This is a genomic window from Pseudomonas sp. NBRC 111131, from assembly GCF_001320525.1.
In the GTDB taxonomy this organism is placed as follows: domain Bacteria; phylum Pseudomonadota; class Gammaproteobacteria; order Pseudomonadales; family Pseudomonadaceae; genus Aquipseudomonas; species Aquipseudomonas ceruminis.
In genome coordinates, this window is record NZ_BCBH01000017.1 from 1 (window position 1) to 24,998 (window position 24,998).

General features: G+C 61.9%; 29 protein-coding genes and 1 pseudogene. 7 read left to right on the forward strand and 23 right to left on the reverse strand.

All coding sequences use genetic code 11. The features are described from left to right. The first annotated feature begins 37 nt into the window (after positions 1-37). From APH34_RS16250 to tsaA, 4 genes are all read left to right on the forward strand, one after another. Complete coding sequence (locus APH34_RS16250; RefSeq protein ID WP_054902060.1) at positions 38-493, forward strand: GNAT family N-acetyltransferase; 456 nt, start codon at positions 38-40, stop codon at positions 491-493. Between the two features lie 120 nt (positions 494-613). Further along, on the forward strand, positions 614-1,324 hold the full coding sequence (locus APH34_RS16255) for an rRNA pseudouridine synthase (RefSeq protein ID WP_054902061.1): 711 nt from the start codon (positions 614-616) through the stop codon (positions 1,322-1,324). A 47-nt stretch (positions 1,325-1,371) separates the two neighbouring features. Then, positions 1,372-1,833 carry a DUF1456 family protein gene (locus tag APH34_RS16260; protein WP_054902062.1) on the forward strand — a complete coding sequence of 154 codons (462 nt, stop codon included), beginning with the start codon at positions 1,372-1,374 and terminating at the stop codon, positions 1,831-1,833. Between the two features lie 8 nt (positions 1,834-1,841). Continuing rightward, positions 1,842-2,537, forward strand: coding sequence for a tRNA (N6-threonylcarbamoyladenosine(37)-N6)-methyltransferase TrmO (gene tsaA, locus APH34_RS16265; RefSeq protein ID WP_054902063.1), 696 nt, complete (start codon positions 1,842-1,844; stop codon positions 2,535-2,537). A gap of 96 nt (positions 2,538-2,633) precedes the next feature. On the opposite strand, the gene fpr is transcribed toward tsaA, so the two are convergent. Beyond that, positions 2,634-3,413, reverse strand: coding sequence for a ferredoxin-NADP reductase (gene fpr, locus APH34_RS16270; RefSeq protein ID WP_023381933.1), 780 nt, complete (start codon positions 3,411-3,413; stop codon positions 2,634-2,636). Between the two features lie 117 nt (positions 3,414-3,530). Here fpr and finR point away from each other — a divergent pair, with 117 nt between their 5' ends. Beyond that, a complete protein-coding gene (gene finR / locus APH34_RS16275) occupies positions 3,531-4,457 on the forward strand; it encodes a LysR family transcriptional regulator FinR (protein ID WP_054902064.1) in 927 nt (308 codons plus the stop codon). On the opposite strand, the gene APH34_RS16280 is transcribed toward finR, so the two are convergent. The 3 genes from APH34_RS16280 to APH34_RS16290 all read right to left on the reverse strand — a co-directional run bounded on the left by APH34_RS16280 (position 4,454) and on the right by APH34_RS16290 (position 6,431). Further along, a complete protein-coding gene (locus tag APH34_RS16280; protein WP_054902065.1) occupies positions 4,454-4,816 on the reverse strand; it encodes a diacylglycerol kinase in 363 nt (120 codons plus the stop codon). The two genes, finR and APH34_RS16280, sit on opposite strands and share 4 nt — an antisense overlap. 73 nt (positions 4,817-4,889) lie before the next feature. After that, positions 4,890-5,540, reverse strand: a complete 651-nt coding sequence (gene erdR / locus APH34_RS16285) for a response regulator transcription factor ErdR (RefSeq protein WP_054902066.1) — start codon at positions 5,538-5,540, stop codon at positions 4,890-4,892. A gap of 180 nt (positions 5,541-5,720) precedes the next feature. Beyond that, entirely contained in the window at positions 5,721-6,431 is a 711-nt protein-coding gene (locus tag APH34_RS16290; RefSeq protein ID WP_054902067.1) for a tRNA-uridine aminocarboxypropyltransferase, read from the reverse strand. Positions 6,432-6,649: 218 nt separating this feature from the next. Between APH34_RS16290 and APH34_RS16295 the strand changes: the two genes are divergently transcribed. Beyond that, a complete protein-coding gene (locus APH34_RS16295) occupies positions 6,650-7,069 on the forward strand; it encodes a quorum-sensing-regulated virulence factor family protein (RefSeq protein WP_054902068.1) in 420 nt (139 codons plus the stop codon). On the opposite strand, the gene APH34_RS16300 is transcribed toward APH34_RS16295, so the two are convergent. Next, positions 7,070-7,273: a hypothetical protein gene (locus APH34_RS16300; protein WP_054902069.1), complete on the reverse strand. Its 204-nt coding sequence runs from the start codon at positions 7,271-7,273 to the stop codon at positions 7,070-7,072. Positions 7,274-7,592: 319 nt separating this feature from the next. On the opposite strand from APH34_RS16300, the gene APH34_RS16305 reads away from it, so the two are divergent. Further along, entirely contained in the window at positions 7,593-8,711 is a 1,119-nt protein-coding gene (locus tag APH34_RS16305; RefSeq protein WP_054902070.1) for an LOG family protein, read from the forward strand. Positions 8,712-8,734: 23 nt separating this feature from the next. Here the strand turns inward: APH34_RS16305 and recX are convergent, their stop codons facing one another. The 18 genes and pseudogenes from recX to APH34_RS16390 all read right to left on the reverse strand — a co-directional run bounded on the left by recX (position 8,735) and on the right by APH34_RS16390 (position 24,927). Further along, positions 8,735-9,205, reverse strand: coding sequence for a recombination regulator RecX (gene recX, locus APH34_RS16310; protein WP_054902071.1), 471 nt, complete (start codon positions 9,203-9,205; stop codon positions 8,735-8,737). Positions 9,206-9,225: 20 nt separating this feature from the next. Next, entirely contained in the window at positions 9,226-10,293 is a 1,068-nt protein-coding gene (recA, locus tag APH34_RS16315; RefSeq protein WP_054902072.1) for a recombinase RecA, read from the reverse strand. Between the two features lie 104 nt (positions 10,294-10,397). Continuing rightward, the gene (locus APH34_RS16320) at positions 10,398-10,880 is read right to left on the reverse strand and encodes a CinA family protein (protein WP_054902073.1); all 483 of its coding nucleotides are present in this window, start codon (positions 10,878-10,880) and stop codon (positions 10,398-10,400) included. Between the two features lie 83 nt (positions 10,881-10,963). Next, positions 10,964-11,440 carry a lysis system i-spanin subunit Rz gene (locus APH34_RS16325; RefSeq protein ID WP_054902163.1) on the reverse strand — a complete coding sequence of 159 codons (477 nt, stop codon included), beginning with the start codon at positions 11,438-11,440 and terminating at the stop codon, positions 10,964-10,966. Beyond that, complete coding sequence (locus APH34_RS16330) at positions 11,437-11,985, reverse strand: glycoside hydrolase family 19 protein (RefSeq protein WP_054902074.1); 549 nt, start codon at positions 11,983-11,985, stop codon at positions 11,437-11,439. The genes APH34_RS16325 and APH34_RS16330 overlap by 4 nt, the downstream gene beginning before the upstream one ends. 36 nt (positions 11,986-12,021) lie before the next feature. After that, positions 12,022-13,056: a phage late control D family protein gene (locus APH34_RS16335; RefSeq protein WP_054902075.1), complete on the reverse strand. Its 1,035-nt coding sequence runs from the start codon at positions 13,054-13,056 to the stop codon at positions 12,022-12,024. A 5-nt stretch (positions 13,057-13,061) separates the two neighbouring features. Further along, positions 13,062-13,268: a tail protein X gene (locus APH34_RS16340; protein WP_054902076.1), complete on the reverse strand. Its 207-nt coding sequence runs from the start codon at positions 13,266-13,268 to the stop codon at positions 13,062-13,064. Continuing rightward, positions 13,243-14,088, reverse strand: coding sequence for a phage tail protein (locus tag APH34_RS16345; protein WP_054902077.1), 846 nt, complete (start codon positions 14,086-14,088; stop codon positions 13,243-13,245). Before APH34_RS16345 ends, APH34_RS16340 begins: the two co-directional genes overlap by 26 nt. A 9-nt stretch (positions 14,089-14,097) precedes the next feature. Further along, positions 14,098-16,527 carry a hypothetical protein gene (locus tag APH34_RS16350; RefSeq protein ID WP_054902078.1) on the reverse strand — a complete coding sequence of 810 codons (2,430 nt, stop codon included), beginning with the start codon at positions 16,525-16,527 and terminating at the stop codon, positions 14,098-14,100. 125 nt (positions 16,528-16,652) lie between these two features. Continuing rightward, on the reverse strand, positions 16,653-16,955 hold the full coding sequence (locus APH34_RS16355) for a phage tail assembly protein (RefSeq protein ID WP_054902079.1): 303 nt from the start codon (positions 16,953-16,955) through the stop codon (positions 16,653-16,655). An 11-nt stretch (positions 16,956-16,966) separates the two neighbouring features. Then, positions 16,967-17,476 (reverse strand): phage major tail tube protein, encoded by a 510-nt coding sequence (locus APH34_RS16360; protein WP_054902080.1) that lies wholly within the window; start codon positions 17,474-17,476, stop codon positions 16,967-16,969. Positions 17,477-17,489: 13 nt separating this feature from the next. Beyond that, the gene (locus APH34_RS16365; RefSeq protein WP_054902081.1) at positions 17,490-18,656 is read right to left on the reverse strand and encodes a phage tail sheath family protein; all 1,167 of its coding nucleotides are present in this window, start codon (positions 18,654-18,656) and stop codon (positions 17,490-17,492) included. Between the two features lie 86 nt (positions 18,657-18,742). Beyond that, the gene (locus tag APH34_RS16370; protein WP_054902082.1) at positions 18,743-19,435 is read right to left on the reverse strand and encodes a tail fiber assembly protein; all 693 of its coding nucleotides are present in this window, start codon (positions 19,433-19,435) and stop codon (positions 18,743-18,745) included. Positions 19,436-19,442: 7 nt separating this feature from the next. Beyond that, entirely contained in the window at positions 19,443-22,322 is a 2,880-nt protein-coding gene (locus APH34_RS30370; protein ID WP_371263312.1) for a tail fiber protein, read from the reverse strand. Next, a pseudogene (locus APH34_RS29945) lies at positions 22,323-23,120 on the reverse strand (phage tail protein); the annotation flags it as partial. Continuing rightward, positions 23,113-23,721, reverse strand: a complete 609-nt coding sequence (locus APH34_RS16380) for a phage tail protein I (protein ID WP_054902084.1) — start codon at positions 23,719-23,721, stop codon at positions 23,113-23,115. The gene APH34_RS16380 and the pseudogene APH34_RS29945, both read right to left, overlap by 8 nt. 1 nt (position 23,722) lies before the next feature. Further along, complete coding sequence (locus APH34_RS16385) at positions 23,723-24,604, reverse strand: baseplate J/gp47 family protein (RefSeq protein WP_054902085.1); 882 nt, start codon at positions 24,602-24,604, stop codon at positions 23,723-23,725. Continuing rightward, the gene (locus APH34_RS16390; protein ID WP_054902086.1) at positions 24,601-24,927 is read right to left on the reverse strand and encodes a GPW/gp25 family protein; all 327 of its coding nucleotides are present in this window, start codon (positions 24,925-24,927) and stop codon (positions 24,601-24,603) included. The genes APH34_RS16385 and APH34_RS16390 overlap by 4 nt, the downstream gene beginning before the upstream one ends. Between the last annotated feature and the right edge of the window lie 71 nt (positions 24,928-24,998).

Sequence of the window (24,998 nt, forward strand, 5' to 3'; positions counted from 1 at the left end):
ATCTATGGTTTCCTCAATGCCCCAGAGGAACACTGCGATGCCTTCGGCACTGACGCTGCAAACACCGCACCTGAGCGATTACCCCGAACTGGTCCAGGTCTGGGAAGACTCGGTGCGTGCTACACACGATTTTCTACCCGATGCCTACATTCTGCTGCTGCGTGAACAGGTGCTGCGCAAGTACCTGGACGCGGTGATGCTGATTTGCTGCAAGGACCGCCAGCGCATCTGTGGCTTCGCCGGTGTCGCCAACGGCCGCGTGGACATGCTGTTCGTGGCGCCGCAGTACCGTGGCCGAGGTGTCGGCAGGCGTTTGCTGCGCTACGCGATCAACGAACTCAATGCCGAGCGTCTGGATGTCAACGAGCAAAATTCTCAGGCGTTGGGCTTCTACCTGCACGAAGGCTTCGAAGTGACCGGTCGCTCGGAAACGGACGGCTTGGGGCAACCTTACCCACTGCTTCACATGAAACTGATTCGTACAGCGTCCTAAGGCCAGGTCTGAGGACGCCGAGCGAGGTTTCCGAAATGGCGCATTTGACACAGATTCCCATCATCTACCGCGTACGGGCAGGTACAATGTACGTCTTTCCCTGCCGTGCGAATGCCCCCCATGTCCGAACCCGTCCGCCTATCAAAACGCCTCATCGAGCAGCTCGGCTGCTCCCGCCGTGAGGCCGAGCTGTACATCGAAGGGGGCTGGGTCACGGTCGACGGCGTGGTGGTCGAACAGCCTCAGTTCAAGGTTGAACACCAGCAAGTCGAACTGTTGCCAGGTGCCAGAGCCGACACGCTCGAGCCGGTGACGCTGCTGCTCAACCAGCAGGCGGGTGTCGACAGCGAAACAGCCCGAGCCGGCATCGGCATGGGCAGCCTCAGCGAAGCCCATCGTGAGGGTGTGCGGCCGCTGCATGGGCACTTTGCCCGGCTGTCCTGCATCGCCCCTCTAGAGCGCGGCGCCAGTGGCCTGCAGGTATTCACCCAGGACTGGCGGGTAACCCGCAAGATCGACGCCGACCTGCGTCGCCTCGAGCAGGAATACATCATCGAAGTCCGCGGCGAAACCACACCCCAGGCGCTGGAGCGCCTGGCACGCGGAGCAACGCGCAATGACCGGGAATTGCCCAAGGCCAAGGCCAGCTGGCAGAACGAGACCCACCTGCGCCTGGCCCTGAAAAACCCGCAACCTGGGCAAATCTCCGAATTGTGTGCCTATCTGCGCCTGGAAGTGCGCAGCATGCGCCGCATTCGCCTGGGCGGCGTGTCCATGGGTAAGCTGGCGCTGGGGCAATGGCGCTACCTGGCTGGCAACGAACGTTTCTAAGCAATACGCCGCGCCCAGGCGTGGCTTCTGAACAGGATTTTGCAGCAATGAACCACAACGATGTCCTGCGCAGCCTGCGCTACATGCTCAAGGTGAACGACGCCAAGATGGCCGAGATCATCGCCCTGTCCGGCCTGGAGGTGAATCCGGTGGTGCTTGCCACCTACCTCAAGAAAGAAGACGAGGCGGGTTTCGTGCGCTGCCCGGAGCGGGTCATGGCCCACTTTCTCGATGGCCTGGTGATCTACCGCCGTGGTCGGGACGACAGCCGCCCACCGCTACCGGTGGAGTTGCCGGTGACCAACAATACCGTCCTCAAAAAGCTGCGGGTCGCTTTCGAGCTCAAGGAAGAAGACCTGCATGCCATCCTGAAGGCGGCCAACTTCCCGGTGTCCAAGCCTGAGCTCAGCGCGCTGTTCCGCAAGGTCGGCCATGACAACTACCGGCCTTGTGGCGACCAGCTGTTGCGCAATTTCCTCAAAGGCCTGACCCTGCGCGTGCGCGCCTGAGGGTGGCCATGCAGTATACGGTTTCGCCCGTCGGCATCGTACGCTCCTGCTTCAAGGAGAAATTCGCCATACCGCGCCAGCCACAGCTGGCCCCGGCAGCGCGCGGTGTGCTTGAGCTGCTGCCGCCGTTCGACCAGGGCGATGCCGTTGCCGGGCTGGAGCAGGTCAGCCACGTCTGGCTACTCTTTCTGTTTCACCAGGCACTGGAAGACAAGCCACGCCTGAAGGTGCGCCCACCGCGCCTCGGGGGCAACAGGAGCATGGGAGTGTTTGCCACCCGCGCGACACATCGGCCTAATGGTATCGGCCAGTCGGTGGTGCGCCTGGAGGCGGTGGAGCCGGGGCGCCTGCTGCTCTCTGGCATCGACCTGCTCGACGGCACCCCGGTGTTGGATATCAAGCCTTATGTACCCTATGCCGACAACGTTGCCGGGGCCAGCAACCTGATGGCCAGCGAAGCACCCGAGGCGATTGCCGTGCAGTGGGGCGAAAGCGCCCTGCCCCAGGCCCGGGAGCATGCGTTGCGCCTGGGTGAGCCGCTGGTGGAACTGATCGAGCAGTGCCTGGCACAAGACCCACGGCCGGCCTATCAGGTGCCACCGCCGGAGCGGCTGTATGGCGTGAAGTTCTGGGACGTGCAGGTCAGGTGGCATTATCCGCAGCCGGATCTAATCCGGGTGCTGGAGGTAGTGCGCGAGGGCTGAGGGGCTCGGCTTGATGGCGCGGCTTTGCCCACGAACACAATTGATCAGCTATAAAAAACGCAAGCCGAGGCCTGCGTTTTTTGCTATGCGGTCGCCTTACTTCTCGACGAACGCACGCTCGATCAGGTAGTCGCCCGGCTCGCGCATGCGCGGGGAAATCTTCAGGCCGAAGCTGTCGAGAACCTCGCTGGTCTCATCCAGCATGCTTGGGCTACCGCAAATCATCGCACGGTCGTCCTGCGGGTTGATCGGTGGCAGACCGATATCACTGAACAGCTTGCCGCTGCGCATCAGGTCGGTCAGGCGGCCCTGGTTCTCGAACGGCTCACGGGTAACGGTCGGGTAGTAAATCAGCTTGTCACGCACCGCCTCGCCGAAGAACTCGTTCTGTGGCAGATGCTCGGTGATGAACTCGCGGTAGGCCACTTCATTCACGTAACGCACGCCGTGAACCAAGATTACCTTCTCGAAACGCTCGTAGGTTTCCGGGTCCTGGATGACACTCATGAACGGCGCCAGGCCAGTGCCGGTGCTCAGCAGGTACAAGTGCTTGCCCGGGTTCAGGTCGTCGAGCACCAGGGTACCCGTGGGCTTCTTGCTGATGATGATCTCGTCGCCTTCCTTCAGGTGCTGCAACTGGGAAGTCAGCGGGCCGTCAGGGACCTTGATGCTGAAGAATTCCAGGTGCTCTTCCCAGTTCGGCGAAGCGATGGAATAGGCGCGCATGAGCGGACGGCCATTATCCTGTTGCAGGCCGATCATCACGAACTGACCGTTCTCAAAGCGCAGGCCCGGATCGCGGGTGCACTTGAAGCTGAACAGGGTGTCGTTCCAGTGATGCACACTGAGGACACGTTCGTGGTTCATGTTGCTCATCTAGGGGGCTCCTGAAGAAAAACGCAGCGCGCACACGCGCAGTTGCGCGATAGTTTAGGGGCAGCGACAATATCTGTTAACTGAATTATCAAGATATGTGTTATCGGTTATATAGATATGCGATTCACTCTTCGTCAACTGCAGGTCTTCGTTGCCGTGGCCCAGCATCAGAGCGTCTCCAGGGCCGCCAGTGTGCTGGCCCTGTCGCAGTCGGCCGCCAGCACGTCCATCACCGAACTGGAGCGGCAATCGAGTTGCCAGCTGTTCGACCGTGCGGGCAAGCGCCTGGCCCTCAATGCCTTGGGCCATCAGCTGTTGCCCCAGGCGGTTGCGCTGCTTGATCAGGCCAAGGAAATCGAAGACCTGCTCAACGGCAAGTCCGGTTTCGGCTCGCTGGCGGTCGGCGCCACGCTGACCATCGGTAATTACCTGGCGACGCTGCTGATCGGCAGCTTCATGCAAGTGCATCCGGAAAGCCAGGTGAAACTGCACGTGCAGAACACCGCGCATATCGTGCATCAGGTAGCCCAATACGAAATTGACCTGGGTCTAATCGAAGGCGACTGCAACCACCCGGACCTTGAGGTACAGCCTTGGGTCGAAGACGAACTGGTGGTTTTCTGCGCGCCACAACATCCGCTGGCCAAACTCGGCCGCGCCGATATCGAAAGCCTGTCGCAGGAGGCGTGGATCCTTCGCGAACAAGGTTCGGGCACACGCCTGACCTTCGACCAGGCCATGCGCCATCACCGCGCCAACCTAAACATCCGCCTGGAGCTGGAGCACACCGAAGCGATCAAGCGAGCCGTGGAGTCTGGCCTGGGCATCGGCTGCATCTCGCGCCTGGCACTGCGCGACGCCTTCCGCCGGGGTAGCCTGGTACCGGTGGAGACCCCGGAGCTGGACCTCATGCGTCAGTTCTACTTCATCTGGCACAAACAGAAATACCAGACCTCGGCCATGCGCGAGTTCCTCGAACTCTGTCGTAACTTCACCGCTGGTTTTACCCGCAGTGACGAGATTGTTTTGCCGCCGATTGCCTAAAGCAGGATCACGCCCCACACCATCGCCACCATGGTCAGTGCCACCAATTGCGCGGCGCTGCCCATGTCCTTGGCATTTTTCGACAATGGGTGACGCTCCAGGGAGATGCGATCGATAGCAGCCTCCACAGCCGAGTTGAACAGCTCGACAATCAGGCCGAGCAAGCACACGGCGATCATGATTGCCCGCTCCGCACGGCTGACCGGCAGCCAGAAGGCAATCGGTATTAGCAGTACGTTGAGCAGGACCAGTTGACGGAACGCGGCTTCACCCTTGAAGGCGGCGCGCAGGCCGTCCAGCGAATAGCCGGCGGCATTGAAGATGCGTTTGAGGCCGGTCTGGCCTTTGAATGGCGACATGTGCGTCACTTCACCGATGAAAGGCCAGCAGACTAGTGCAAAACGAGTAAAAAAAGCGTGAAGGCGCAGGCAGTTAGCTGCTCGCAACCGATTCAAGTTGTTGCAGCAGCAAGGCGGCCTGGGTCCGGGTGCGCACGCCAAGCTTGCGGAAGATCGCCGTCACGTGGGCCTTGATGGTCGCTTCCGACACATTCAGCTCATAGGCAATCTGCTTGTTCAGCAAGCCTTCGCAGACCATCGTCAGTACGCGGAACTGCTGCGGCGTGAGGCTGGCCAGGCCTTCGCTGGCGGCCTTGGCCTCGGCCGAGACATCAACCTTGTCGAACGCCTGAGGCGGCCACCAGACGTCGCCGTCGAGCACTTTCCTCACCGCATCCTGAATCACTTCCAGGCCGCTGGACTTGGGAATGAACCCACTGGCGCCAAATTCGCGGGACTTGACCACTACAGCAGCCTCTTCCTGGGCCGAGACCATCACCACCGGTATTTGCGGGTACTGGCCACGCAACAGGACCAGGCCAGAAAAGCCATAGGCGCCCGGCATGTTCAGGTCCAGCAGGACCAGGTCCCAATCGGCCTTTTCGCTCAGGCGGGTTTCCAGTTCGGCGATGCTCGCCACTTCAACCAGGCGCACATCCGCGCCCAGGCCGAGGGTAACGGCCTGGCGCAAAGCGCTACGAAACAGCGGGTGGTCATCGGCTATCAGGATTTCGTAAGTGGCCATCGATCTATGGATCCTGTTCTGTGCCAGGCGCATGCGGGGTAGTAATAGCGCCTGGCGGGGAATCGGCGCCAAGGATGCCGAGCACGGCCGGGGGTGGTCAAGCCAATCGCCCTGCCGCCTCGCCCACCCTGGCTGCCAGCCCGGTCATTATGAACCAAAGTGGAGCGCCTGCCCCTTGGACTATAGGAAGGTATGCAAACGCTGGTGAATCTCGTCCTGTTCATCCAGCGCCAGGCGACGCTTGCCGCTCAGGTAATGCAGGCTGAACACATCCAGGTAGGCATCCAGGGCCTGTGAGGCCTGATTGTCCCCGGCCAGGTCCAGGCACATGGCGGCGACTTCCGCCGTGCAGAAATGATCGTCCCGCTTTGAACGGCGCAGGCGATAGCGCGACATCTGCTCGGCTTGCAGGCTCAGCACGGGGAAGCGGTCCAGGTACGGGCTTTTGCGGAACATCTTGCGCGCTTCGGTCCAGGTGGCATCCAGCAGGATGAACAATGGGCGTTTGCCTGGCTCACGCACGACTTCGCTAACGACCCGCTCCTGGGCGACAAATTCGCCAGGGAAGACAATGTAGGGCTGCCACTGAGGATCTTCGAGCAAAGCCAGCAAGCGCTCATCCACCGAGGTTCGCAACCAGCCAAAGGCGCTGGTGTCTTCGACCAGGTCCGCAATCAGCCAGCCCGTATTGGTAGGCTTGAGCGGCTCGGTATCATGCATCAGCAGGCACACCGCAGAATCGGCCTGCACCCGGGGCTTCCAGGCGCACAGGCAATGGGTGGCGATCACTCGGCAGTCAGGGCAACGCTCGGCCCTTGAACCACGGGCGATAAAAGGCTTGTTGCTGCGTGCCAGCCGTTCGGCGCGCAGGCGCGCTACCGCATGGCTCATGCTGGCAGGCCTTTGGACAGGTTATGACTGGGCACTGCGAAAACTCTGCAGAAAACAAAGTGGCAGTCTACCAGAGCGGACATGGGTTTGCCGTGCAGCAAGCCTGTCTGATCCCTTACAATCTATGCTTTGGCGCCCTGAAATCGGCCATGCGGGTTTCACGGAACGTCAGCCGTCAGCGCATGTCAAAGCGCCAGTCATCGAACCAGGAGAGATTCATGCTGCGTCTTATCGTCCCGACCCTGAGCCTGTTGCTCGCCCTGCCACTGGCTGCCCAGGCGGCCTCCAAGCAGGAGTTCGAACTGAACAAGATGCTGCAGAAGGTCGCCAAGGAAAGCAGCGTCGGCACGCCCCGCGCCATTAACGAAGATATCCTCGACCAGGGTTATACCGTCGAAGGCAAGGCCTTGGTCAACCACCTGAGCGTGCGTTCCAGCCATGCCGAACGCATGCAGCAGAACCCGGACCAGGTGCGCAGCCAACTGGGTGACAGCGTATGCCGTAACAGCGGTTACCGTAACCTGATGTCCAAGGGGGCCGTGATGGTCTATCGCTTCACGGTGTACAAGACCAACCAGCCGGTCATGGACCAAGCCTTCGATGCTGCCAGCTGCACCGCCGGCAACAAGAAAAAGTAATCACGTCACCCGCTCATCCTCCGCGCGCCGCAGTGCTTCGTCGGCGCGCATCTCTGCCAACAGCGCCTGCAGGTAGGGCGACTGGCATTCCAACACCGCCAACCTGCGAATACACTCCGACTCCAGGCTCACATGATGAACCTGCGCTGCATTTTCCAGCTGCTGATATAGCTGCCGGTCTACTTCGATGGTCAAGCGATGCATACCGCCACCTCACGCCTCGACACGGTTCGCTTCTCCAGTTAATCAAACCCTCACCGCCATTGGCTGTGTGCCGACAAGTGGCTGCCGACTCGCAAGTCAGCACGAACGGGCGCAAGGGTCTAAATTGATAACGAAGACTCGAAAACCAACAAGATGGTCTTTTGCTTACCGCCCTACACCACTGCATCAATGGCCTTGAAGGCCTACTGCAATGCTCGGGATGCACACTCGAGCCAGAGCAGCCAGCGACACACGTAGTGTCGCGGCCGAGCCAGGCCATCGGTTCGGTCAGAGGTTTTGCTGCAGAAGGAGATGTTGAATGCCTTACCAATCGAACGAACACTTGTTCAATTACTTCAGGGACAGCGGCATCGACCTGAGCAAGGTTGACGAACAGCTGCAACTGGTCGCGCCGAACAGCCCGAACCTGCCGCTGTACCGCGACATGATGCTGACCATTCTGCGCATGGCCCATGACGACCGTGATCGCTGGAGCGCCAAGATCACACTGCAGGCCCTTCGCGAACTCGATCATTCCTTCCGCACGTTGCAACGCTACAAGGGGCGCCGCAAGGTCACCGTATTTGGGTCGGCGCGTACACCACTGGAACACCCGATGTATGCCTTGGCCCGCGAACTGGGCGCTACCTTGGCCCGCTCCGACCTGATGGTCATCACCGGCGCTGGCGGCGGCATCATGGCGGCCGCCCATGAAGGGGCTGGCAGTGATCACAGCCTGGGCTTCAACATCACCCTGCCTTTCGAACAGCATGCCAACGCAACAGTGGACGGCACCGATAAGCTGCTGCCTTTCCATTTCTTCTTCATTCGCAAACTGTTTTTCGTCAAGGAAGCCGATGGCCTGGTGCTCTGTCCTGGCGGGTTTGGCACGCTCGATGAGGCGCTGGAAGTGCTGACGCTGATCCAGACAGGCAAGAGCCCGCTAGTGCCTGTCGTTCTGCTGGATTCACCAGGTGGCACGTTCTGGCGCGATTGCCTGACCTTCATCAGCCGCCAGTTGGAAGAAAACCGCTATATCTTGCCCAGTGACCTGAAACTGGTGCGCCTGGTGCACAGCGCCGACGAAGCCGTAGAAGAAATCAACCAGTTCTACAGCAACTACCATTCCAGCCGCTGGCTGAAGAACCAGTTCGTAATCCGCATGCACCACCGGCTTAGCGAAGCTGCACTGCATGAGATTCAGGAGAGCTTCGCCGATTTGCGCCTGAGCGGTAAATATCACCAGCATGCAGACAGCGGCGTGGAGCACGAGGTAGGCAACTTCAGCCACCTGACCCGCCTTACGTTTGCCTTCAATGGTCGTGACCAAGGGCGGCTGCGTGAGCTGGTGGACTTCATCAACTTGCCGGAGAACTGGGCAAAGCCCCAACCGATGCATACAACGCAGCGGGCACGGGAGGCGTTGAAGGTCAGCTAGGCAGCCGTGATGGGGCCGTCAGATCAATAATCATCAAGGTCGCGCCCGCTGAGTAGTCGGCCGATCATGTCCATGGGAAATCCACGGTAAGCGAGGAATCGCGCCTGCTGGGCGCGGCTGCGGGTGTCCTGGGGGCGTTGCCCAGCAAATTTGCGCTGCCAGGCCTCCTGTAACCGCTGCACCCAGTCCACACCGCTGTCTCGCAGTGCCTGGTCGATGTCGCCACGGTTCAGGCCACGCTGGCCAAGCTCTTCGCGGATACGCGCGGGGCCGTAGCCGGCATTGGAACGGTACCTGATGAAACTCTCGAGATAGCGGGCTTCGCTGAGCAGCCCTTCTTCGGCGAGCCGGTCGAGCGCGGGCTCGATCAGCTCATCCGATGCACCGCGCTGACGTAACTTACGCGTCAGCTCGACGCGGCCATGCTCGCGGCGTGCGAGCAGGTCCATGGCTGTCCGTCGAACAGCAACAGGGGTGTCGAGAACGACGGACATACAGGTGGCCTATTGCTCTATCAATAACCGGCGTCGGCGTCAGCCATATCGTCGGCATCAGCCTGCGCGGCAGCGGCTTTGCCAGCAGCGGCAACGGCACCCGAGTTGAGCAGCTTCTCGCGGATCTGCTTCTCGATCTCGGTGCCAATGGCCGGGTTTTCTTGCAGGTACTTGGCAGCGTTAGCCTTGCCCTGGCCAATCTTGTTGCCCTGGTAGCTGTACCAGGCGCCGGACTTCTCGACCAAGCCTTGAGACACACCCAAGTCGATGATTTCGCCGTTGCGGTAGATACCCTTGCCGTAAAGAATCTGGAACTCAGCCTGACGGAAGGGCGGCGAGACCTTGTTCTTGACGATCTTGACGCGGGTTTCGCTACCGACCACCTCATCGCCTTCCTTGACCGCACCGGTACGGCGGATGTCCAGACGCACCGAGGCGTAGAACTTCAGCGCGTTACCACCCGTGGTGGTTTCTGGGCTACCGAACATCACGCCGATCTTCATACGGATCTGGTTGATGAAGATGACCAAGCAGTTGGCGTTCTTGATGTTACCGGTGATTTTACGCAGCGCCTGGGACATCAGACGGGCCTGCAGGCCGACGTGCATGTCACCCATCTCGCCTTCGATTTCAGCCTTCGGTACCAGGGCGGCCACGGAGTCGACGATGATCACGTCGACCGCGTTGGAACGCACCAGCATGTCGGTGATTTCCAGGGCTTGCTCGCCTGTGTCCGGCTGCGAAACCAGCAGGTCGTCGACGTTCACGCCCAGCTTGCCGGCGTATTCAGGATCGAGGGCGTGCTCGGCATCGACGAAGGCGCAGGTGGCGCCGTTTTTCTGGGCTTCAGCGATGACCGACAACGTCAGCGTGGTTTTACCCGACGACTCCGGGCCGTAGATCTCGACGATACGGCCTTTGGGCAGGCCGCCAATGCCGAGGGCGATGTCCAGCCCCAGGGAGCCCGTGGAAATGGCTGGAATAGCCTGGCGCTCATGGTCGCCCATGCGCATGACCGCGCCTTTGCCGAATTGGCGTTCGATCTGACCCAGGGCCGCAGCCAAGGCGCGCTTCTTGTTGTCGTCCATTGAAATCCTCACGTGTTCGACTTGGCCCTGACGGCCGGGAATACCTGTATAAGTAGCCAGTATTATTCCACAGGGAAGCGTTTGAGCAAACCCCTGTCGTCGATTTACTCCACGCCAAGCTGTAACAAGCCGTCTAACGCAGCGATCACCGTCTGTCGGCGCACCGTTTCGCGGTCGCCGTCGAAGTGGCGGCGCTCGCTGTACACCCGGCTGCCATCGGCCCATGCCAGCCAGACGGTCCCCACCGGCTTGGCCGGCGAACCGCCGTCTGGCCCGGCTACGCCACTGACCGCCACGGCAAACCGCGCGCCGCTGGCCGCCTGGGCGCCACGGACCATGGCTTCGACCACCTCCTGGCTGACCGCGCCCACTTCAGCGAACAAAGGCTCAGGTACATTCAACTGGCGGGTTTTCTGGGCGTTGGAGTAGGTGACATAACCGGCTTCGAACCATGCCGAGCTGCCGGGCACACGGGTGATAGCCTCGGCGATGCCGCCACCCGTGCAGGATTCGGCGGTGGTTACCTGGGCGCCCAGGCGACGCAGGTGTTCGCCAAGGCGGGTGGAGTGTGCGGTGATCGGGTCCATGGTCGGTTCCTTGGAAGACTGAGGGACAACCTAGCATGTCGAGCGGGTGAGCGGGACAGGCACAAGCCAGACGTGGCCATACCTTAGCGCTGCAACGCCTGTACATAATCCTGACACGCCCGCAACGCAATCAATCCCCGGTCCCCGTCATCGGTGATGGCGATAATTCGTCCAGCATGCGCTGGCTCAAGTCGGGCGCGTACGGTTGCATGATCCACGCCGCTGGCGCCGGGGGCGGCAGGCATTGCGGGACCGGCGGCGCCGCGCTCGACCAGGACCGACAGGCGCAGATCAGCAGTAGCGAGACGATCACGCAGGCGAGCCTGAGACTTTTGCACATCGGCAAGCTCCTGAAAATGGCGGGTTTCACTTTCCTGGATGCGCTGCTCCAGGCTTTGGCGACGCGCGCGCTCCGTGAGTAACAGGGAAGCCGCCACGTCGGCCTGGGTTTGGGCCTGCAGCGCCAGCTGCTGCCCATAGCGCCAGCCCTGAACCTGCCAGGCCAACGCAGCAGACAGCAGCATCAACACCACCCCCAGGCCAAGCTGAGTACGGCTCAACACAGTACTTCCCGCGCGCGCGCCCAAAGCGTCAGGCGGTCCTCCAACCCATTCAGGCCACCATTGATATGCCGGGTAATACGGTTGAACTCGCCACGATCAGCCAACGCGTTCAAACCACGTGAATGCCAGAACCATGCTGCCGATTCGCAGGCCCAACGAGGCTGCTCGAGCAACTGCGGTTGCGCCAGCAGACGCTCGTCACCGAACAGGGCACGGCTGCAGGCCTGATAGTTGTTGCGCCCGGTGACCTGAATCAGGCCACGGCCGCAATACAACTGGCCGTCACCGTCAGCCTCGGGCGTGTTGCCCAGGCGCTGGGCCAGGCGACCGGTGTCATAACGCGCCAGATAACGATCATTACCCAGCTCCTTCACATAGCGAAACTGGCCGGATTCATGGCCAACCTGGGCAATGAACGCGGCGACACGCCTGGGGTTGTCGATCTCCCAGCGCGGCAGCGTGACGTTCAAGGCCGAAAGAAAAACGCCCGCGACAGGGCGGGCGTTGGGCAGAATCTGTAGCAGTTGCATTTCTGTGAGCATGTCGAGTCTCCTTACTTGCACGGTGTACCGCAGGCCTCAAGCCATCGTCCCGGCCGAGCGCCGTGGCACCTTGCCCTTGGCATTTGCTTTCCCTGCCTTGCCGCCATTGCCCTGCACCGTGGTGCGCCAACCATCGCTGGTGAACACCTGCTCGACCGAATCGAGCTGATACTGGCCATCGAGCCCGTCACCAAAGCCGATCAGGTCGATGCTGCGCTCGGCGAACAGGTCGGTGCGCCCTGGCAGGTCAAGACGCAGCTGGGCGGTATTGCGATTGAAGCTGGCCAGGCGCGCCTTGGCCGCCTGTTCGGCGCAAGTGCGATTGGGATACAGGTGGCGGTCGGTGTGGATTGGACGATGCCCTTGCCTGCCATCGTCGTTGACCAGTTCAACCTCTTTCAGCTCGCCGCTGGCACTGTCCTGGTGGCGGGTGCGCACAGCCTTGCGAGCGGCCTTGTCATCCAATCGGCAGTGCCATTGGCTGACTTCGCTGCGGGCGATGCTGACGATATCCAGGTGTTGGCCACTGGCGCTCTGCCCTGCTTGACGCGGCAGCACCAGCAGTTGGCCGTTGGCAAGCTTTGCGGTGCAGTCGTACTGGCGAGCCAAACGGGTAATGAAGTTGAAATCCGATTCATTGTATTGGTCGGCGCGCGGCACCTGTGTGGCTACCGGGCATACCGTTTGCCAGCCATTGCGCGCACCGATCTGGGCGATGATGCGTTGCAAAGGTGCCGCCTCCCAGCTGTCACTGCGGATGGTTTTTCCGCTGCCACACAGGTCACTGGCCTTGCCGCGTACCACCAGGGTATCGGGTGGGCCGAACACCTCGACTTCGTCCACGGTGTAGCGCCCCAGCCGAGCCAGAGGCTCGCCGGCATAACCCAGATGCACTTCGATCAGCGCGCCACGGGCCGGCAACGCCACGGCACCGTCACGGGCATCTATGCGCAACTCGAAGTCGTCCGAATCCATCCCCGGCTTGTCGGTGGTGCGCAGCAACAACAGGCGGTCGTTGATCAGGGCGGTGATGTCCTTACCATCTGCCTGGATGCGAAATTGCGGTTGCATGGCATTCACTCCCAGAGTTGTATGGAGGTGGCTGCCGCTGCCGACAACGCCGGCAAGCGCACCACCACCCCGCTGCGAAAAGGCTGCACCTCGTCGGCCAACCCCTGATTGGCTTGCAGCACCGCCTCCACAGTGCCGTCCAGGTGCCCGTAATAGTGATGACAGAGGGTATCGAGCACGTCGCCCTCAGACGTTTTGCAAGTCTTGGCCATAGCTGACGAACTCCAATGAGAATCCCTGTTTGCGTGGAATACCGCCGGCCAGCAAAGCCCCCTGCTCCTCCTCGATGCCGATGAGGCACCAGGTGCCCAGCACTTCGCCATAGCCTGTGGTCAGCGACAGGGGCAACAACTGGCGGCCGATGCCACGCAGCGCTTGCAACTGGCCCAGCCCGCCTTTGAATCCGGGGAAGATCGCACCGCGGATGCTGATGGTTTCTTCACCCAGGCTGATTGCCTGCTGTGCGTTGTCACGGCTAAGGCGCTCCTGGCCAGCCCAGCGAAAACGCGTTTGCCGGCGCAGCTGGTCGAAAGCGGCGGTGTCTAGATTGAAGTAATAAGGTGGCGCGTTCGCCTTGAGTGGCTGCAGCACCAGCAGGTGTGGGAAGGGTTTGATCGCCTCGGCCGTCGGCGTCGCCTCAGGCGCAAAGCCCAAGGTCGACAGCACGCCGCTGGCCACTGCGCGTGCATCACCCAGCACACGGCGGATGGCCGCCCCCGCCTTGCCCAGATGTTCAGCGAAAGCATCGACCTGATCACGCACCTTGCGCACCACGTCAAGTGCCTGGTCATACTTGGCTACAACGTTGTCCACGCGCCGCTTGGCCGACTCAATGGCACGCATCGTGCGTTGCAGGCGCTTGCCAATGGCCGGGCCAATCCATGGCAAGGCTTCAAGCTCGGCAGCCGCTTCCTTTGCATGGCCGACTGCCTGGCTCATGGGCTCGAGCATGGCGTCGGCACGCCGACGCCCTTCCTCGCCCGCCCTGACCAGTGCATGCAGCCCACCTTGCAACTGCTCCAGGTAGGTCATGGATCCTCCTTATGGGTGTGGTTGGTCCGCCATCTGCACCGAACGTGCCTGACGCATCAGGTCGTCCAGTACGCGTCGGGCGATGGTTTCCAGTTGTTGCAGGGTGGTCGGGTCGTCGAAGCTGTTGTTGACGGTGACCGGCATGTTGGCGTTGAAGGTGAACTGCTGGTTGATGACCTGTGGCACCGGAGCGCAGGGAAGCTGCGCCGTCGGCGAAGCGACAAGCACCGGGAGGGTTGCACTGTCCAGCGCCGGGGCCGGCTCGTCAGGCATCTTGGGAGCCCCGGGCATACTGGAGCCCTCGACACGAGGGCCTGCCTGGGCCTTGCCCATGGCTGAAGCCACGACACTGCCCAACCAGCCACCCGTGCTTTCTCCACCCATGCCGCCCAGCACGCCGCCAATCAGCCCACCCACTGCCGTGCCAATTACCGGTACCACCGACCCTATTACAGCGCCTGCGGCAGCGCCCGCCAGGGTGCCGCCCAGGCCACCGACAGCACTGCCATAACCTTCAAGCTTGCGTGCCGAACTGGCGTCGCTGTTGTAGGTTTCGACAAGCTCAAGCGTGGTACTTAGAAGAGCAACCCCGGGCAAACGCTTCATAAGCCCTTTGGCTGACGGTAGCCGAGCGGTTGCGTTAACCGGTACAGCACGCGCAGGCGAAGCGGCAGCGTCCTGGGTATGTACGGCCTGCTTCAGTGGCTGCGTTGCCACTGACGAGCCAGGGTTTTCAGGCTGCGTCGCGCTGTTGTTCGGCGCAGCCCTGTCGCCTTGCGTACCCCAGCCGAACAGCGTGCCTCCTGGCCCATCACCCACCGGCTCACGCTGGGGGGCGCCGCGCGTTCTGGCCGGTTTGCTTCTGCCCAACCTGAACAGAACGGTATCCTGTCCCCTATCGCCCACCGCAGCACCGACACCCCGCGCCTTGTCTTCATCAACGCCGCCGGCGATCGCCACGCTGCCGATGGTATCGAGCCTGCCGATATGCCCCTGCGCCTCCCCATGACGGGCCATCCCGGGGATTGAGGGCCAAGTGTTCGCTGGCGGCTGCTCTGCCTGTTTGTAAGCGCGCTGCCCTGCGGCCATCGCTATCAACGCGGTGGACGAACCGAAGACACCGATGGAACTGGATGCCGTCTGCTCTTCCAGCGCTATGCTTAGCGATCGCGCATCCATCTCAGATAACGCTTCGTTGCTATCCGGTTCGGCCTTGTCATCAACAGCGGCGTTGCCAAAATAACCTTCGCGCCTGCGCCCCTGCTTGCTGGCCTGCTTGCGTGTGCTCAGTGTTGGTGAAGCCGCGCCCAGCAGTGGGTCACCTGTTTTCGCGGCCTCGTCTGCAATCGGCGCCTCGCCACTATCCCCGGCAGCCTCGTTACGCGGGTGCCTCTGCTCAACCAGCGGGCGCGTTTGCCAACGTTGAGGATTGATCGGCGGGTCGCCCCCTTTCTGTAAGCAATCACAGACCACAGTGAGCCCTGCCGCGCCGAAACCAGCGACCACCATCGGCTCCATTCCAGCAGGTCCCCAAGGGATCGTTTGCTCCGGTTTGGCTGAGCCTGCCGCACTGGCTGCAGGTGCGCTGCTATCAGGGTCCGGGTTGGGTTTGCCCTGCCCCATAATCCATCTGAACAGTCTCCCCCCGGCCAGATCACCAACAGCTTCGCCAAGATAGCCGCCAAACTTGGCCCCTTGTTCTTTGGTCAGCTTCCCCCTGCTCAAGACGGATAGGACAGTACCCAGCAAACGCCCGCCCTGCTCGCCCAGGGCGGCACCCACGCCGCGCGCTTTCGTTTCACCGTCATCGTCGGTAATCAGCGCTTTGCCGATCTTTCCGGCAGCATCGATACGATGCTCCTGCCACTCCTGGGTGGTAGCCCTCTCCAGCCGTCGCTGGGTACGCGCCGGCTGCCGCTGCATGGCCTTTTTCCCACCGACAGAGATGGCAAGCGCTGTCAAACCGAGACCACCGGCCGCCAGCACGGCGCGTTGCCACGGCGCTGCGACGGCGGGGGCGTTAGCGGGTGGCCCGGCAGGGGGCGGCGCCGGGTCAGTTCCAGCGTCGACCTGCCTGTGTTGCTGCCAGACCGGGGCCTGGGGCTCAAGCGGTTTCAGCCGCGATAGGCCGGCGATAACCTGGTCCAGCAGCAGATAGTGCTGGCGCAGGCGTTCCACCGCATCGATTTCGTCATTGAGCCGAGTAGTCTGCTCCCCATGCTGCTGCGCCTGGTCCAACGCCAGCTGCCGTTCAATCTGGCGCACCGCGCCGAGCGCAAGCCCCAGGCGGATCACTTCGCCGATGAGCCTGTCAAAGCGGATAACATCGGCCTGCGTGCGCAGCTGCGCGATATCGCGGCGCAGCAGGTCGATGGCGCTCCCCAACGGTTGGATGACAGTGACGCCGAGCTCGAGGATGAACAGCTGTGTGTTCGCCATACGTTCCTCCTTGTCACGGTGCGAGCCACCAGACCATGTCGCTGTACGACATGGTCATGATTTCGCTCGCGGAAAAGTTCAGCTCCTTGGCCAGCCGCCGGGCGGCGGCCTTCTGCCGGGCCGGGTCAAAGTTCGTCGTCCTGCACCAGGCGAAAGTATCCCGTCTGCAGGCGGCTGTAGTCCTTCACAGCGAGGCCTTCGAGATCTTTTATGCCGACCTCGGCCAACGACGCGAACAGGTTCAGTTCGCGCTGCTCATCATCTGCGGCACCGCCGGCATGGGCATTGCGGATATCGCGTACAGTCGGCGCGCGCAACGCCAGGCTGTCGACCTGCACACCGTTGGCCTCGCTGGCGCGGGACAAACGGACGGTGACGCGGTCGGCGCTCAGGGTCAGCCACTGTGGAAGCTTTTTCGCTTGAGACATGCTCGTTCTCCTTACAGGCCAAGTGCGGCGCGCTGGGCGGCCAGTTGGTCGACCCCATCAACCACGCGCTTCATGCCCAGCGCATCGATCTCGTAGACCAGGCGCCCATCGACTTCGAGCTTGTAGTAAGTGAGGCCGACGCTGTGTTTGATCTCGGCCTTGTCGCCGGATTTCCAGTCACCCATGTCGATTTCCTTCAGCGAGCCACGCAGGGTGACCACCACAGGGTTGATCCTGCCCTTGAGGCCCTTGAAGGCACCGCGGAAGGTGCCGTTGAAGCCGCTGCCATCGGCCAGGCCGAAGAACTTCAGTGCCTCACGACGCACACCGGTAGTGGTGAAGGCGGCTTCCTGTTTTTCCATGCCCAGGTCCATCTCCACCGGCATGTCCATGCCGCCCGGGCGGTGCTCCTCCATCTTCAAGGTGAGCTTGGGCAGGGTCAGGCTGGGTACATCGCCCTGGAAGCTGACGCCGTCGACGAACAGGTTCAGGTTGGCCAGGGTTTCGGGAATCATTGCCATGTTAATGCGCTCCTTAAGCGGCGGAATCGAGGACTTCGGTCAGCCACTGATTGGTGACTTCAACGCGGAAATTGGGGTTTTCGGCAGGCGGCACATCAGTGAAGCGGATGTTCCAGTACACCTTGCCTTGCTCCAGCTGGCTGGCGGTGTTCAGTTCCGGGTCGGCATAGACCTCGAAATTGATGATCGCGCCCTGGTTCTTGAGGTCACGCATGAAGGCCTGCAGGCCCTCGGTGACATCCTTGACGTAGGTCGCGGTGATCGAACGATCGACCGCCCATTTGTGCCCGTAGAGGATTGCGTCCATGACGATGTCCAGGGTCCGCACGCGGGTGACGAAGGCCCATTTCGGGTCGCTGGACAACGTGCGGTTGCCCCACAGGCGGAAACCATCGTCGCGGATGATGGTCGCGATGTTGGCGTTGTTCAGCAGGTTGGCGCGGCAGCCGTCGTCGCCATCGAGGAACTCGACTGGGCGAGTCGTACCGGTAATGCCGACGAACGACTTGTTCGACGGCGAGGCCCAGAAACCGTACTCGCTGTCGGTCCAGGCAAACAGGCCGGCGACCCAGGCCGAGCCGGGCGCGTCGACGGTGGCTTGCTCACCGTTGTCCCAGTACTGCACACCTGGGTCGACCAGGAAGGCGCGTTTGGCGCCGAAGCCGGCGGCGTAGGCAATGGCCGCCTCGTCGGTGGTGTTGGGGCCATCGAGGATGGCGATACCGCGCAGCTTGTCCGCCAAGGCTACCAGTGCAGTGCCAACAGCCTCGGTCGCGCTGTGCTTGGGAGCGACCAGCAGACGGGGTTGGGCGTTGAAACGGCTTTTGCCATCGAGCAACGCCTGCAGCCCGGTACGCTTGCCGTCAGCCAGCACGCCACCGATGATGGCCGAGGTTTGCTCGGCCGCGTCGGTCAGCTTGGCCACACCGCAGGCGACGATTACCGCCTTGGTCCGGGTGAAGACGGCCTGACACGCCTTGGTGATGGCCGAGTCGGCACCGAAGGCGGCCACCGCCTCGCGCTCGCTGGTGATCAGCACCAGGTCATTGGCTTTGGCGGTTGCGCCAGCGCCGGGGGTGAAAGTGTCGACCAAGCCGATGATCGAGGACGATGGCAGGGCAATGCTACGCGCGCCAGTGTCTACGCTCGTTACGGTAACGCCGTGGAAAAAACCACTCATAAATTCATTCTCCAGAAATGAGACGGCCCCGCATGCGGGGCCTTGTGGTACAGCAGAAAAGAAAACGCCCCGTCGGTGCGGGGCGTCTATGCGGTTTGCGAGGCCAGCCAGGCGGCCAAGGCTTCATCGTTGGGGCTGCTCGGCCAGTCGTCATCGGCAGGCGCGCTGGTGGTGATATCCAGGCGGCTCAGCTCCACGCGGTAGACCTTCCAGGCCTTGAGGGCGGCCGTTTCCGCGTCGGTAGCCATTTCCAGCTCGACCGCATCCTGCAGCGTGCTTATGCGCGCAGTGGCATACTGGGTGGCCATGGCTTGCTTGCGGTACGCCGCTTGGCGCGCCACCTCAGCCAGGGCGGCCTCATCTGGCACCCATTCGTCATCCTCCCAGGTGTCGAACTCCGTCGACGGCGCTTGCAGGGTATAGCCCTCGGGCAGATCGCCCAGTGCCTGCCACTGGCGGGGCTCGCCGGTTTCGATGCTGTAGATCGTGGCGCCACGATGGTCGGGTACCCGCTCCCAGCCGGTACCGGCGCGGTTGATCAGGGCAGCGAAGCCGACTTCCACTTCGGGCGGCTCGATCCGGTAGCTGTACGCTGGGAACAACCATACACCGGGTTCAAGCGGGCTAGGGTCTGCCTGAGAGACGCCCTGAAACTCGCCAGTACCCCGATGTACATTGCATAACTTCGGCGGCTCTACGCCCTGCTGCTGCCACCAAGGCAGTGCTAGTGCTGGCTCCAGCGGTGCAGAGGGTTCGATCAGCTCAAGAACACTTGTCATGGTTACCTCAATATTTGATGCAGGCCAGGTAGGCCCGGTTGCCGGGTCGAGCGTCTAATCCGCCGTTATTGCTGACAGAAGCGGTGTGGGTATGGTTAGGCGCCGTAGTGGTGTCATGCGACTGGATGCCATCACCGACATAATCACCCAGTACCGCGTTGCCGCCCGTTTCGACCATGCCAGCCGAGATGCGCTCTCGCGGAAAAGTCGTGGTGTGGTAGTGAGAACCGGCAGCACCAATCGTCACGTTGTGATTGTGCAGAAGATTCTGGCTGACCTGCGTCGAGAAGAGTGCACGTCCGGTGTCGTACACGTTGGCACCATCCGTCCACGCCCGGTCAAACAGCTCGCGGTCATCGGGCAGATTGAAGGTGGTCGAGCCGTCGCCGGCACCAAATTGGGTGCCGATAGCTGCGAACAACACGGCGTAGGTCGTGCGCGAGACTGCAGCACCGTTCCGCTTCAACCACCCAGGTGGGGGGGCGCTTAAAGCGAAGTGTGCGATCTGGCCAGGCGGCGCTGCGGCCGCCACGGCGGCATTCATCGCGTCGACGGTGGGCGTTTCGGCCAACTTGCCCCGAGTGGATACAAACCAGCTGGTACTGGTATTGCTCACCAACTCGACGTACTCACCGCTCTGCAGCACCAACGTGCCCAACGTGACGCCAGCCACAATATTGCCGCTGGCGGCTGTGATTGAAAGCGTGCCACCACTGGGGTTGCGGAACGCGTAAGCCGTGCCCCCTGGTGCGTCTGCCGCTGCTGGTAATGTCACGGTCAGGTTATTGGCGTTAGCTTGATACAACCGTCCCGACTGGGCCGCGCTCAGGGTCATATTGGAACTGAAACCCAATACAGGCCCCGAGAAATTGCGCTTGGACAATTCGACAAACTCGGTCGTGGCCAAAGACTTCGATGCGTCGTTGACCTTCTGCGTCGGCGCCGTTGGCGAACCGGTAAAACTTGGGCTGTTGATCGAGGCCAACCCATCGACAGCCCGCTGTACAAACGCCGTAGTTGAGATTTCTTGCCACGGGAACCAACTGGAATCATGCCGCACTCGGAAAAACATGCGCCCTCGGTTTCCAGCTGCCGGGAAAACCTGTGTTGCAATCTGCGTTACCCGAGCAGCGCCGGGCGAGCCAGTGGTGATGAGGTTAAACGCCACTGCCGTCGTGTCCGGCACGCCCATCAGTGGCCAGTTTAACGCGGCCGAGCTTGCCTCGGTCCCTTCGGCTCTCACGAATGAATTTAACGGCACCTCATTGAAATTCAACCCATTGCCATTCAGCGCCTGTTTGCCAATACCAAATGCAGCCAGGCCATCCGAAACGACCTGGCTAATCTCACTCAACGTGCCGCGCTTGTTGATGAAGTAGTTCGAGGTGGAAGCCTGCAGCTCAATCCACTCGCCTGGCTGGATCGGTGCGGTGGATACCGTGTTGTTTCTTTCGAAGATTTTCCCGCTGGTCGTTGCAACGGTGACCACGCCAGAACTCACGTTGCGAATGACGAACGTACCACCTGAACCTGCCTCGCTTGAGGAAGGTAGCGTGATGGTAACGGCCGCCGTGGCGTTGAACGCATATCCTGTCTGCGAGGCGGTCAATGTGATATCCGCGCCTATCCCAACAACGTTTCCGCTGTAACTGCGCTTGAAGGCATTCACCGCCCGCAGCAGAGCGGCCATGGTAGCCAGTTGGTCGGTGTTGGTCCCCACGGCAGCAGTCGGGGCCATCGGCGTCCCTGTGAATGCCGGCGAGTCAAGACGCGCCACTTGCTGCCAATCAGACCATACACCTGACGCCTGAGTACGCCAGAAAAGCTTCGAGTTGATAACAGTGACACTGCAACTTCCGGCCAGCTGGAAGGCCCCACCGGTATTGTATTGGACATTCAGCAGCACAGCAGGCGCATTGGGAAATGGCGTGTTCTTAGCGCTGCCTTCTGCTCGATACAGGCCCGATTCCGTTACGCCATCGAAATCGAGAATCTTGGGGCCGGTGGTCGCTCCTAGACCAAAGGTTTGGAGCGCCGCCATGACTGCCGCCATGTTCGCAATCTGCGCGGAAGTAGAGCCAACGGGTGCAGTCGGTACAGTCGGGTTGCCGGTGAAGCTTGGCGAGTCAATCTCGGCAACTTCTTTGAGCTTGCCGCGCCCAACGACAAACCAGACCGTGCCGGATGACGCCAACTCGACCCATTCCAACGGTTTCAGGGCCATCGATCCGACCGTACTGCCGGCGTCGACAATCGAGCCCGACGCGGCCACCACGATGGTCTGCGTCGCAGTGGTCGACGGGTTTCGTAGCATTACCGAAGCGCCATTGCCCACGTCTGCCAGCGCCGGCAGAGCCAAAGTCACAGGGCCACTATTGAACTGCACAGCATTGCCCATCTGCGCAGCGGTCAGCGTCAGATTGCCACTGACGCCGATAACCGCAGCCTTGAACTGGCGCGCAGACGCCGCTACTGCGGTGGCCAGGGCGGCCATGTTGGCTGCCTGCAGGCCCTTGCTGCTTGCCGCCGGCGTGGGTACCTCTGGCGCGCCGGTGAACTTCGGAGAAGCCAGCGGCGCCTTTTTCGCCAGTTCGTTGACCATGGTGGTGGCGAAGCTTGGATCGTTGCCAATGGCATCGGCCAGCTCTTTCAGTGTGTCCAGGGCACCCGGCGCCGAATCGACCAGCCCGTTCACCGCCAGGGTTACAGCGTCGCCGATGGCCTTGGAGATTTCCGTGCGGTTGTAGGTTTCCGACTTGGTATAAACGTCTGTCAACCCGTAGCCCGCGACCGTGGTCGGGTTGGTGGCCGCGACCACACGGCCGTACTTGTCCACCTGCACGCTGCGATAGGTACCGGCCAGTACACCACTGCGGCCAAAGGCCATTTCAAACGACAGCGCCGTTACGCCCAGGCTGATAGGCGCGTCGGTCACCAGCTGCCAGGCGCTATCACTATTGACCGTGCCCCTCTCCACCAGGACGAGCAAGCCAGGCGTCACCTTGGCATTGCTGTCCGCGTCGACGGAGCGCGTCCAGGCACCGCCGGCCACCACGGTATAAATACCGTTATCCTTGGCAGCGGCCTGGTTCTTCACCAACACCCGCGCACCGGCAGTCAGCGCTACGCCATCAATGGTCTGCAGGCCGCTCAAATTGATGCCAGCCGTGGTGGCCACCAACACCGAATGCTTGAAGTCCTGCCGCGCCAGTTCTTCGGTCACCCATTCACGAGTGGCCAGTACCACACTGGGGTCGATCTTGAGCTGCACGTTAGCGGCGCTGCTGACCACCAGGCTCATGCGTACGATCTGGGTACGGCCAGAGCCTTGTGACAGTAACGGCTTGTAGGTCGGCGCACAGTTGGCCACTGCCACCAAGTCGCCATCGGCGTCGTACAGGCCGATTTCGCGAATCCACTTACCGCCGACGTCGGCCGGGATCACCTGCTCAGCCACGATGATGGAGGGGTCTTTGTCATCGACCTTCAACTGGTTGAGTGGTGCCCGGCGCCACTCGTTGATAAGGCGGGTTTGTGTTGCGCTCGGCGTCGGATCGGTGCCGTTGGCATCGCCCACCGCCAGCTGCGTGATTTTCCAAGCGATGCCCAGGGCATCTGCGTTGGCCTGCTTTGCGGCGCCCACGTTCGTGAGAATCGCGTAAAACTGCGAATTCTGGTCAACCATGTGAAATTTCCAGTGTGTCGATTGTGGTTTCGCGGCCACCACGGCGCATCACGCCGGTGACCTCAATGTCGCGCTGCCTAGGCGGGTACACGTCCAGAGTGTCGCCCTCGCTCAGGCTCGCACCGAGGTAGTACCGGCCAGTGGCTTCCAGGCTGATTTCCAGGCCGACCATGTGCCGGCTGACTGGCCGGGCGTCATCGAGCAGCGCCGACAGCTCGCGGTAGGTTTCTTCGCTGATGCCCGAATTGGAGACACCGACCTTGAGCGCGAAAGTGCCAGGCACGCCCTGCGGCTGCAGGTTGAACCACTCCACCACCTCAATGAGGTAACCGAACGGCTCGACCACTCGGCGTAGCGCGCCAACGGTGCCCTTGTGCTTGTGGATGTAGAACGCCGAGCGGATCACCGAACGCTTTGTCGCCTCGGTCCACTCATCGTCCCAGCGATCCACCGACCAAGCCCAGGCCAGCTGATACAGCAGATGCGCCGGGCAGGTGTCGGGGTTGTACAGGGTTCGCAGCGTGACGGCGGTTGCCTCAGCGTCGGCGCCCTCCACGGCCCGCTCCAGCGGCGTGGCGTTTATCGGCAGTAGGCTGGCCATGTCAGGCCCCCCGCACGACGGTGAAACCCTCACACCAGGCCGCCTGTGCCTTGCTCGGCTTAATGTCGACCCAGCCAGGTATCTCCACGCGCGTGACCCCATCGATATGCAACTGGGCATCAATGGCCGACCGGGCCACCTCCACGCCCAGTCGCCGGCGGGGGTTCTTCCAGGCCTCCAGGCGCGCCCGGCACTCAGCCAGGATGGCCTCGTTCTCCGGACCATTGCCCGCCATGAAGACCTTGGCGTCGACCCGATAGGGCAGAATCTGCGCACTTTGCACCGTCAGGCGATCGGCAACGGGCCGCACGTCGTCGTCATCCAAATAAGCCGAAACAGTGCCCAGCAGCTCGGCCGAGGCCGTGCCGTTGCCCTCCTGCGAAAGCACCGTCACCACCACCACGGCCGGTGACGGGCTTTCGGCGGTGGCGTCAGCCACCTGCCCCGAGGCATTGCGGGCATGCAGGATGTAACTGTTACGCGGGCCGGCCGTGGTGAGGCCTTCGTAGACCAACTGCACCCTCTCGCGCAGGGCGTCGTCGGATTCGAGCAGTGCGGCGATCGGCGGTACACGGGTGAGGTCCTGGGCCTGGATCACCAAGCGCCGCAGGCTGACATTGGCCGCCAGGTGTTCAAGATCGGTGCCTCTTGCGTAGGCGAGCAGCAGTGATTTGGCCGCATCGTTGATCCGTGCCCGATTGAGCAACTTGCGGTAGGCACCGACCTCCAGCAGTTTGATGACCGGGTCGCTTTCCAGGGTGGCGGACCAGCCCTCACCCATATGTTCGCGAAAGGTGTCCAGGTCAGCCTGGTAAAGGCTTTCATAATCAAGGGACTCAAGCAGCTGGGGGGCGGGCAGTTTCGACAGGTCGACCTGGCTCATACGCTCACCTCCACCAGCGCGTCATCGCCCAGGTAACGGCCCTGCAACGCCAGACGAACCTGGCCGTCGAGCACTGCCACGACCTTGACCCGCTCCAACTTCAACCGTGGCTCCCAGCGGCCCAGCGCCCGGGCCACCTCCGCCTGCACGGCGCTCTTCCAACCTTCATTGACCGGCAGGTCGACAAAGCGGCGCAACTGGCTGCCGTATTCCGGGCGCATGCGTCGGCTACCCAATGGAGTGGCAAGGATATCTTCGATGGACTGGCGCAAGTGGGCGACCCCGGCCAGTGGCTGGCCGGTGCGGCGGTCCATGCCGATCATGGCGCACCTCCTGCTCTGGCGGTGCCCGGTGGGTGGGTATGCATGGCATCCTCCTGAAATGAAAAAGCCCG

Excerpts from the sequence above, each read along its gene's own strand:
- APH34_RS16250 (WP_054902060.1), top strand. The coding sequence starts at position 38 with ATGCCTTCGGCACTGACGCTGCAAACACCGCACCTGAGCGATTACCCC.
- APH34_RS16255 (WP_054902061.1), top strand. The coding sequence starts at position 614 with ATGTCCGAACCCGTCCGCCTATCAAAACGCCTCATCGAGCAGCTCGGC.
- APH34_RS16260 (WP_054902062.1), top strand. The coding sequence starts at position 1,372 with ATGAACCACAACGATGTCCTGCGCAGCCTGCGCTACATGCTCAAGGTG.
- tsaA (WP_054902063.1), top strand. The coding sequence starts at position 1,842 with ATGCAGTATACGGTTTCGCCCGTCGGCATCGTACGCTCCTGCTTCAAG.
- fpr (WP_023381933.1), bottom strand. The coding sequence starts at position 3,413 with ATGAGCAACATGAACCACGAACGTGTCCTCAGTGTGCATCACTGGAAC.
- finR (WP_054902064.1), top strand. The coding sequence starts at position 3,531 with ATGCGATTCACTCTTCGTCAACTGCAGGTCTTCGTTGCCGTGGCCCAG.
- APH34_RS16280 (WP_054902065.1), bottom strand. The coding sequence starts at position 4,816 with ATGTCGCCATTCAAAGGCCAGACCGGCCTCAAACGCATCTTCAATGCC.
- erdR (WP_054902066.1), bottom strand. The coding sequence starts at position 5,540 with ATGGCCACTTACGAAATCCTGATAGCCGATGACCACCCGCTGTTTCGT.
- APH34_RS16290 (WP_054902067.1), bottom strand. The coding sequence starts at position 6,431 with ATGAGCCATGCGGTAGCGCGCCTGCGCGCCGAACGGCTGGCACGCAGC.
- APH34_RS16295 (WP_054902068.1), top strand. The coding sequence starts at position 6,650 with ATGCTGCGTCTTATCGTCCCGACCCTGAGCCTGTTGCTCGCCCTGCCA.
- APH34_RS16300 (WP_054902069.1), bottom strand. The coding sequence starts at position 7,273 with ATGCATCGCTTGACCATCGAAGTAGACCGGCAGCTATATCAGCAGCTG.
- APH34_RS16305 (WP_054902070.1), top strand. The coding sequence starts at position 7,593 with ATGCCTTACCAATCGAACGAACACTTGTTCAATTACTTCAGGGACAGC.
- recX (WP_054902071.1), bottom strand. The coding sequence starts at position 9,205 with ATGTCCGTCGTTCTCGACACCCCTGTTGCTGTTCGACGGACAGCCATG.
- recA (WP_054902072.1), bottom strand. The coding sequence starts at position 10,293 with ATGGACGACAACAAGAAGCGCGCCTTGGCTGCGGCCCTGGGTCAGATC.
- APH34_RS16320 (WP_054902073.1), bottom strand. The coding sequence starts at position 10,880 with ATGGACCCGATCACCGCACACTCCACCCGCCTTGGCGAACACCTGCGT.
- APH34_RS16330 (WP_054902074.1), bottom strand. The coding sequence starts at position 11,985 with ATGCTCACAGAAATGCAACTGCTACAGATTCTGCCCAACGCCCGCCCT.
- APH34_RS16335 (WP_054902075.1), bottom strand. The coding sequence starts at position 13,056 with ATGCAACCGCAATTTCGCATCCAGGCAGATGGTAAGGACATCACCGCC.
- APH34_RS16340 (WP_054902076.1), bottom strand. The coding sequence starts at position 13,268 with ATGGCCAAGACTTGCAAAACGTCTGAGGGCGACGTGCTCGATACCCTC.
- APH34_RS16345 (WP_054902077.1), bottom strand. The coding sequence starts at position 14,088 with ATGACCTACCTGGAGCAGTTGCAAGGTGGGCTGCATGCACTGGTCAGG.
- APH34_RS16350 (WP_054902078.1), bottom strand. The coding sequence starts at position 16,527 with ATGGCGAACACACAGCTGTTCATCCTCGAGCTCGGCGTCACTGTCATC.
- APH34_RS16355 (WP_054902079.1), bottom strand. The coding sequence starts at position 16,955 with ATGTCTCAAGCGAAAAAGCTTCCACAGTGGCTGACCCTGAGCGCCGAC.
- APH34_RS16360 (WP_054902080.1), bottom strand. The coding sequence starts at position 17,476 with ATGGCAATGATTCCCGAAACCCTGGCCAACCTGAACCTGTTCGTCGAC.
- APH34_RS16365 (WP_054902081.1), bottom strand. The coding sequence starts at position 18,656 with ATGAGTGGTTTTTTCCACGGCGTTACCGTAACGAGCGTAGACACTGGC.
- APH34_RS16370 (WP_054902082.1), bottom strand. The coding sequence starts at position 19,435 with ATGACAAGTGTTCTTGAGCTGATCGAACCCTCTGCACCGCTGGAGCCA.
- APH34_RS30370 (WP_371263312.1), bottom strand. The coding sequence starts at position 22,322 with ATGGCCTTTGGCCGCAGTGGTGTACTGGCCGGTACCTATCGCAGCGTG.
- APH34_RS16380 (WP_054902084.1), bottom strand. The coding sequence starts at position 23,721 with ATGGCCAGCCTACTGCCGATAAACGCCACGCCGCTGGAGCGGGCCGTG.
- APH34_RS16385 (WP_054902085.1), bottom strand. The coding sequence starts at position 24,604 with ATGAGCCAGGTCGACCTGTCGAAACTGCCCGCCCCCCAGCTGCTTGAG.
- APH34_RS16390 (WP_054902086.1), bottom strand. The coding sequence starts at position 24,927 with ATGATCGGCATGGACCGCCGCACCGGCCAGCCACTGGCCGGGGTCGCC.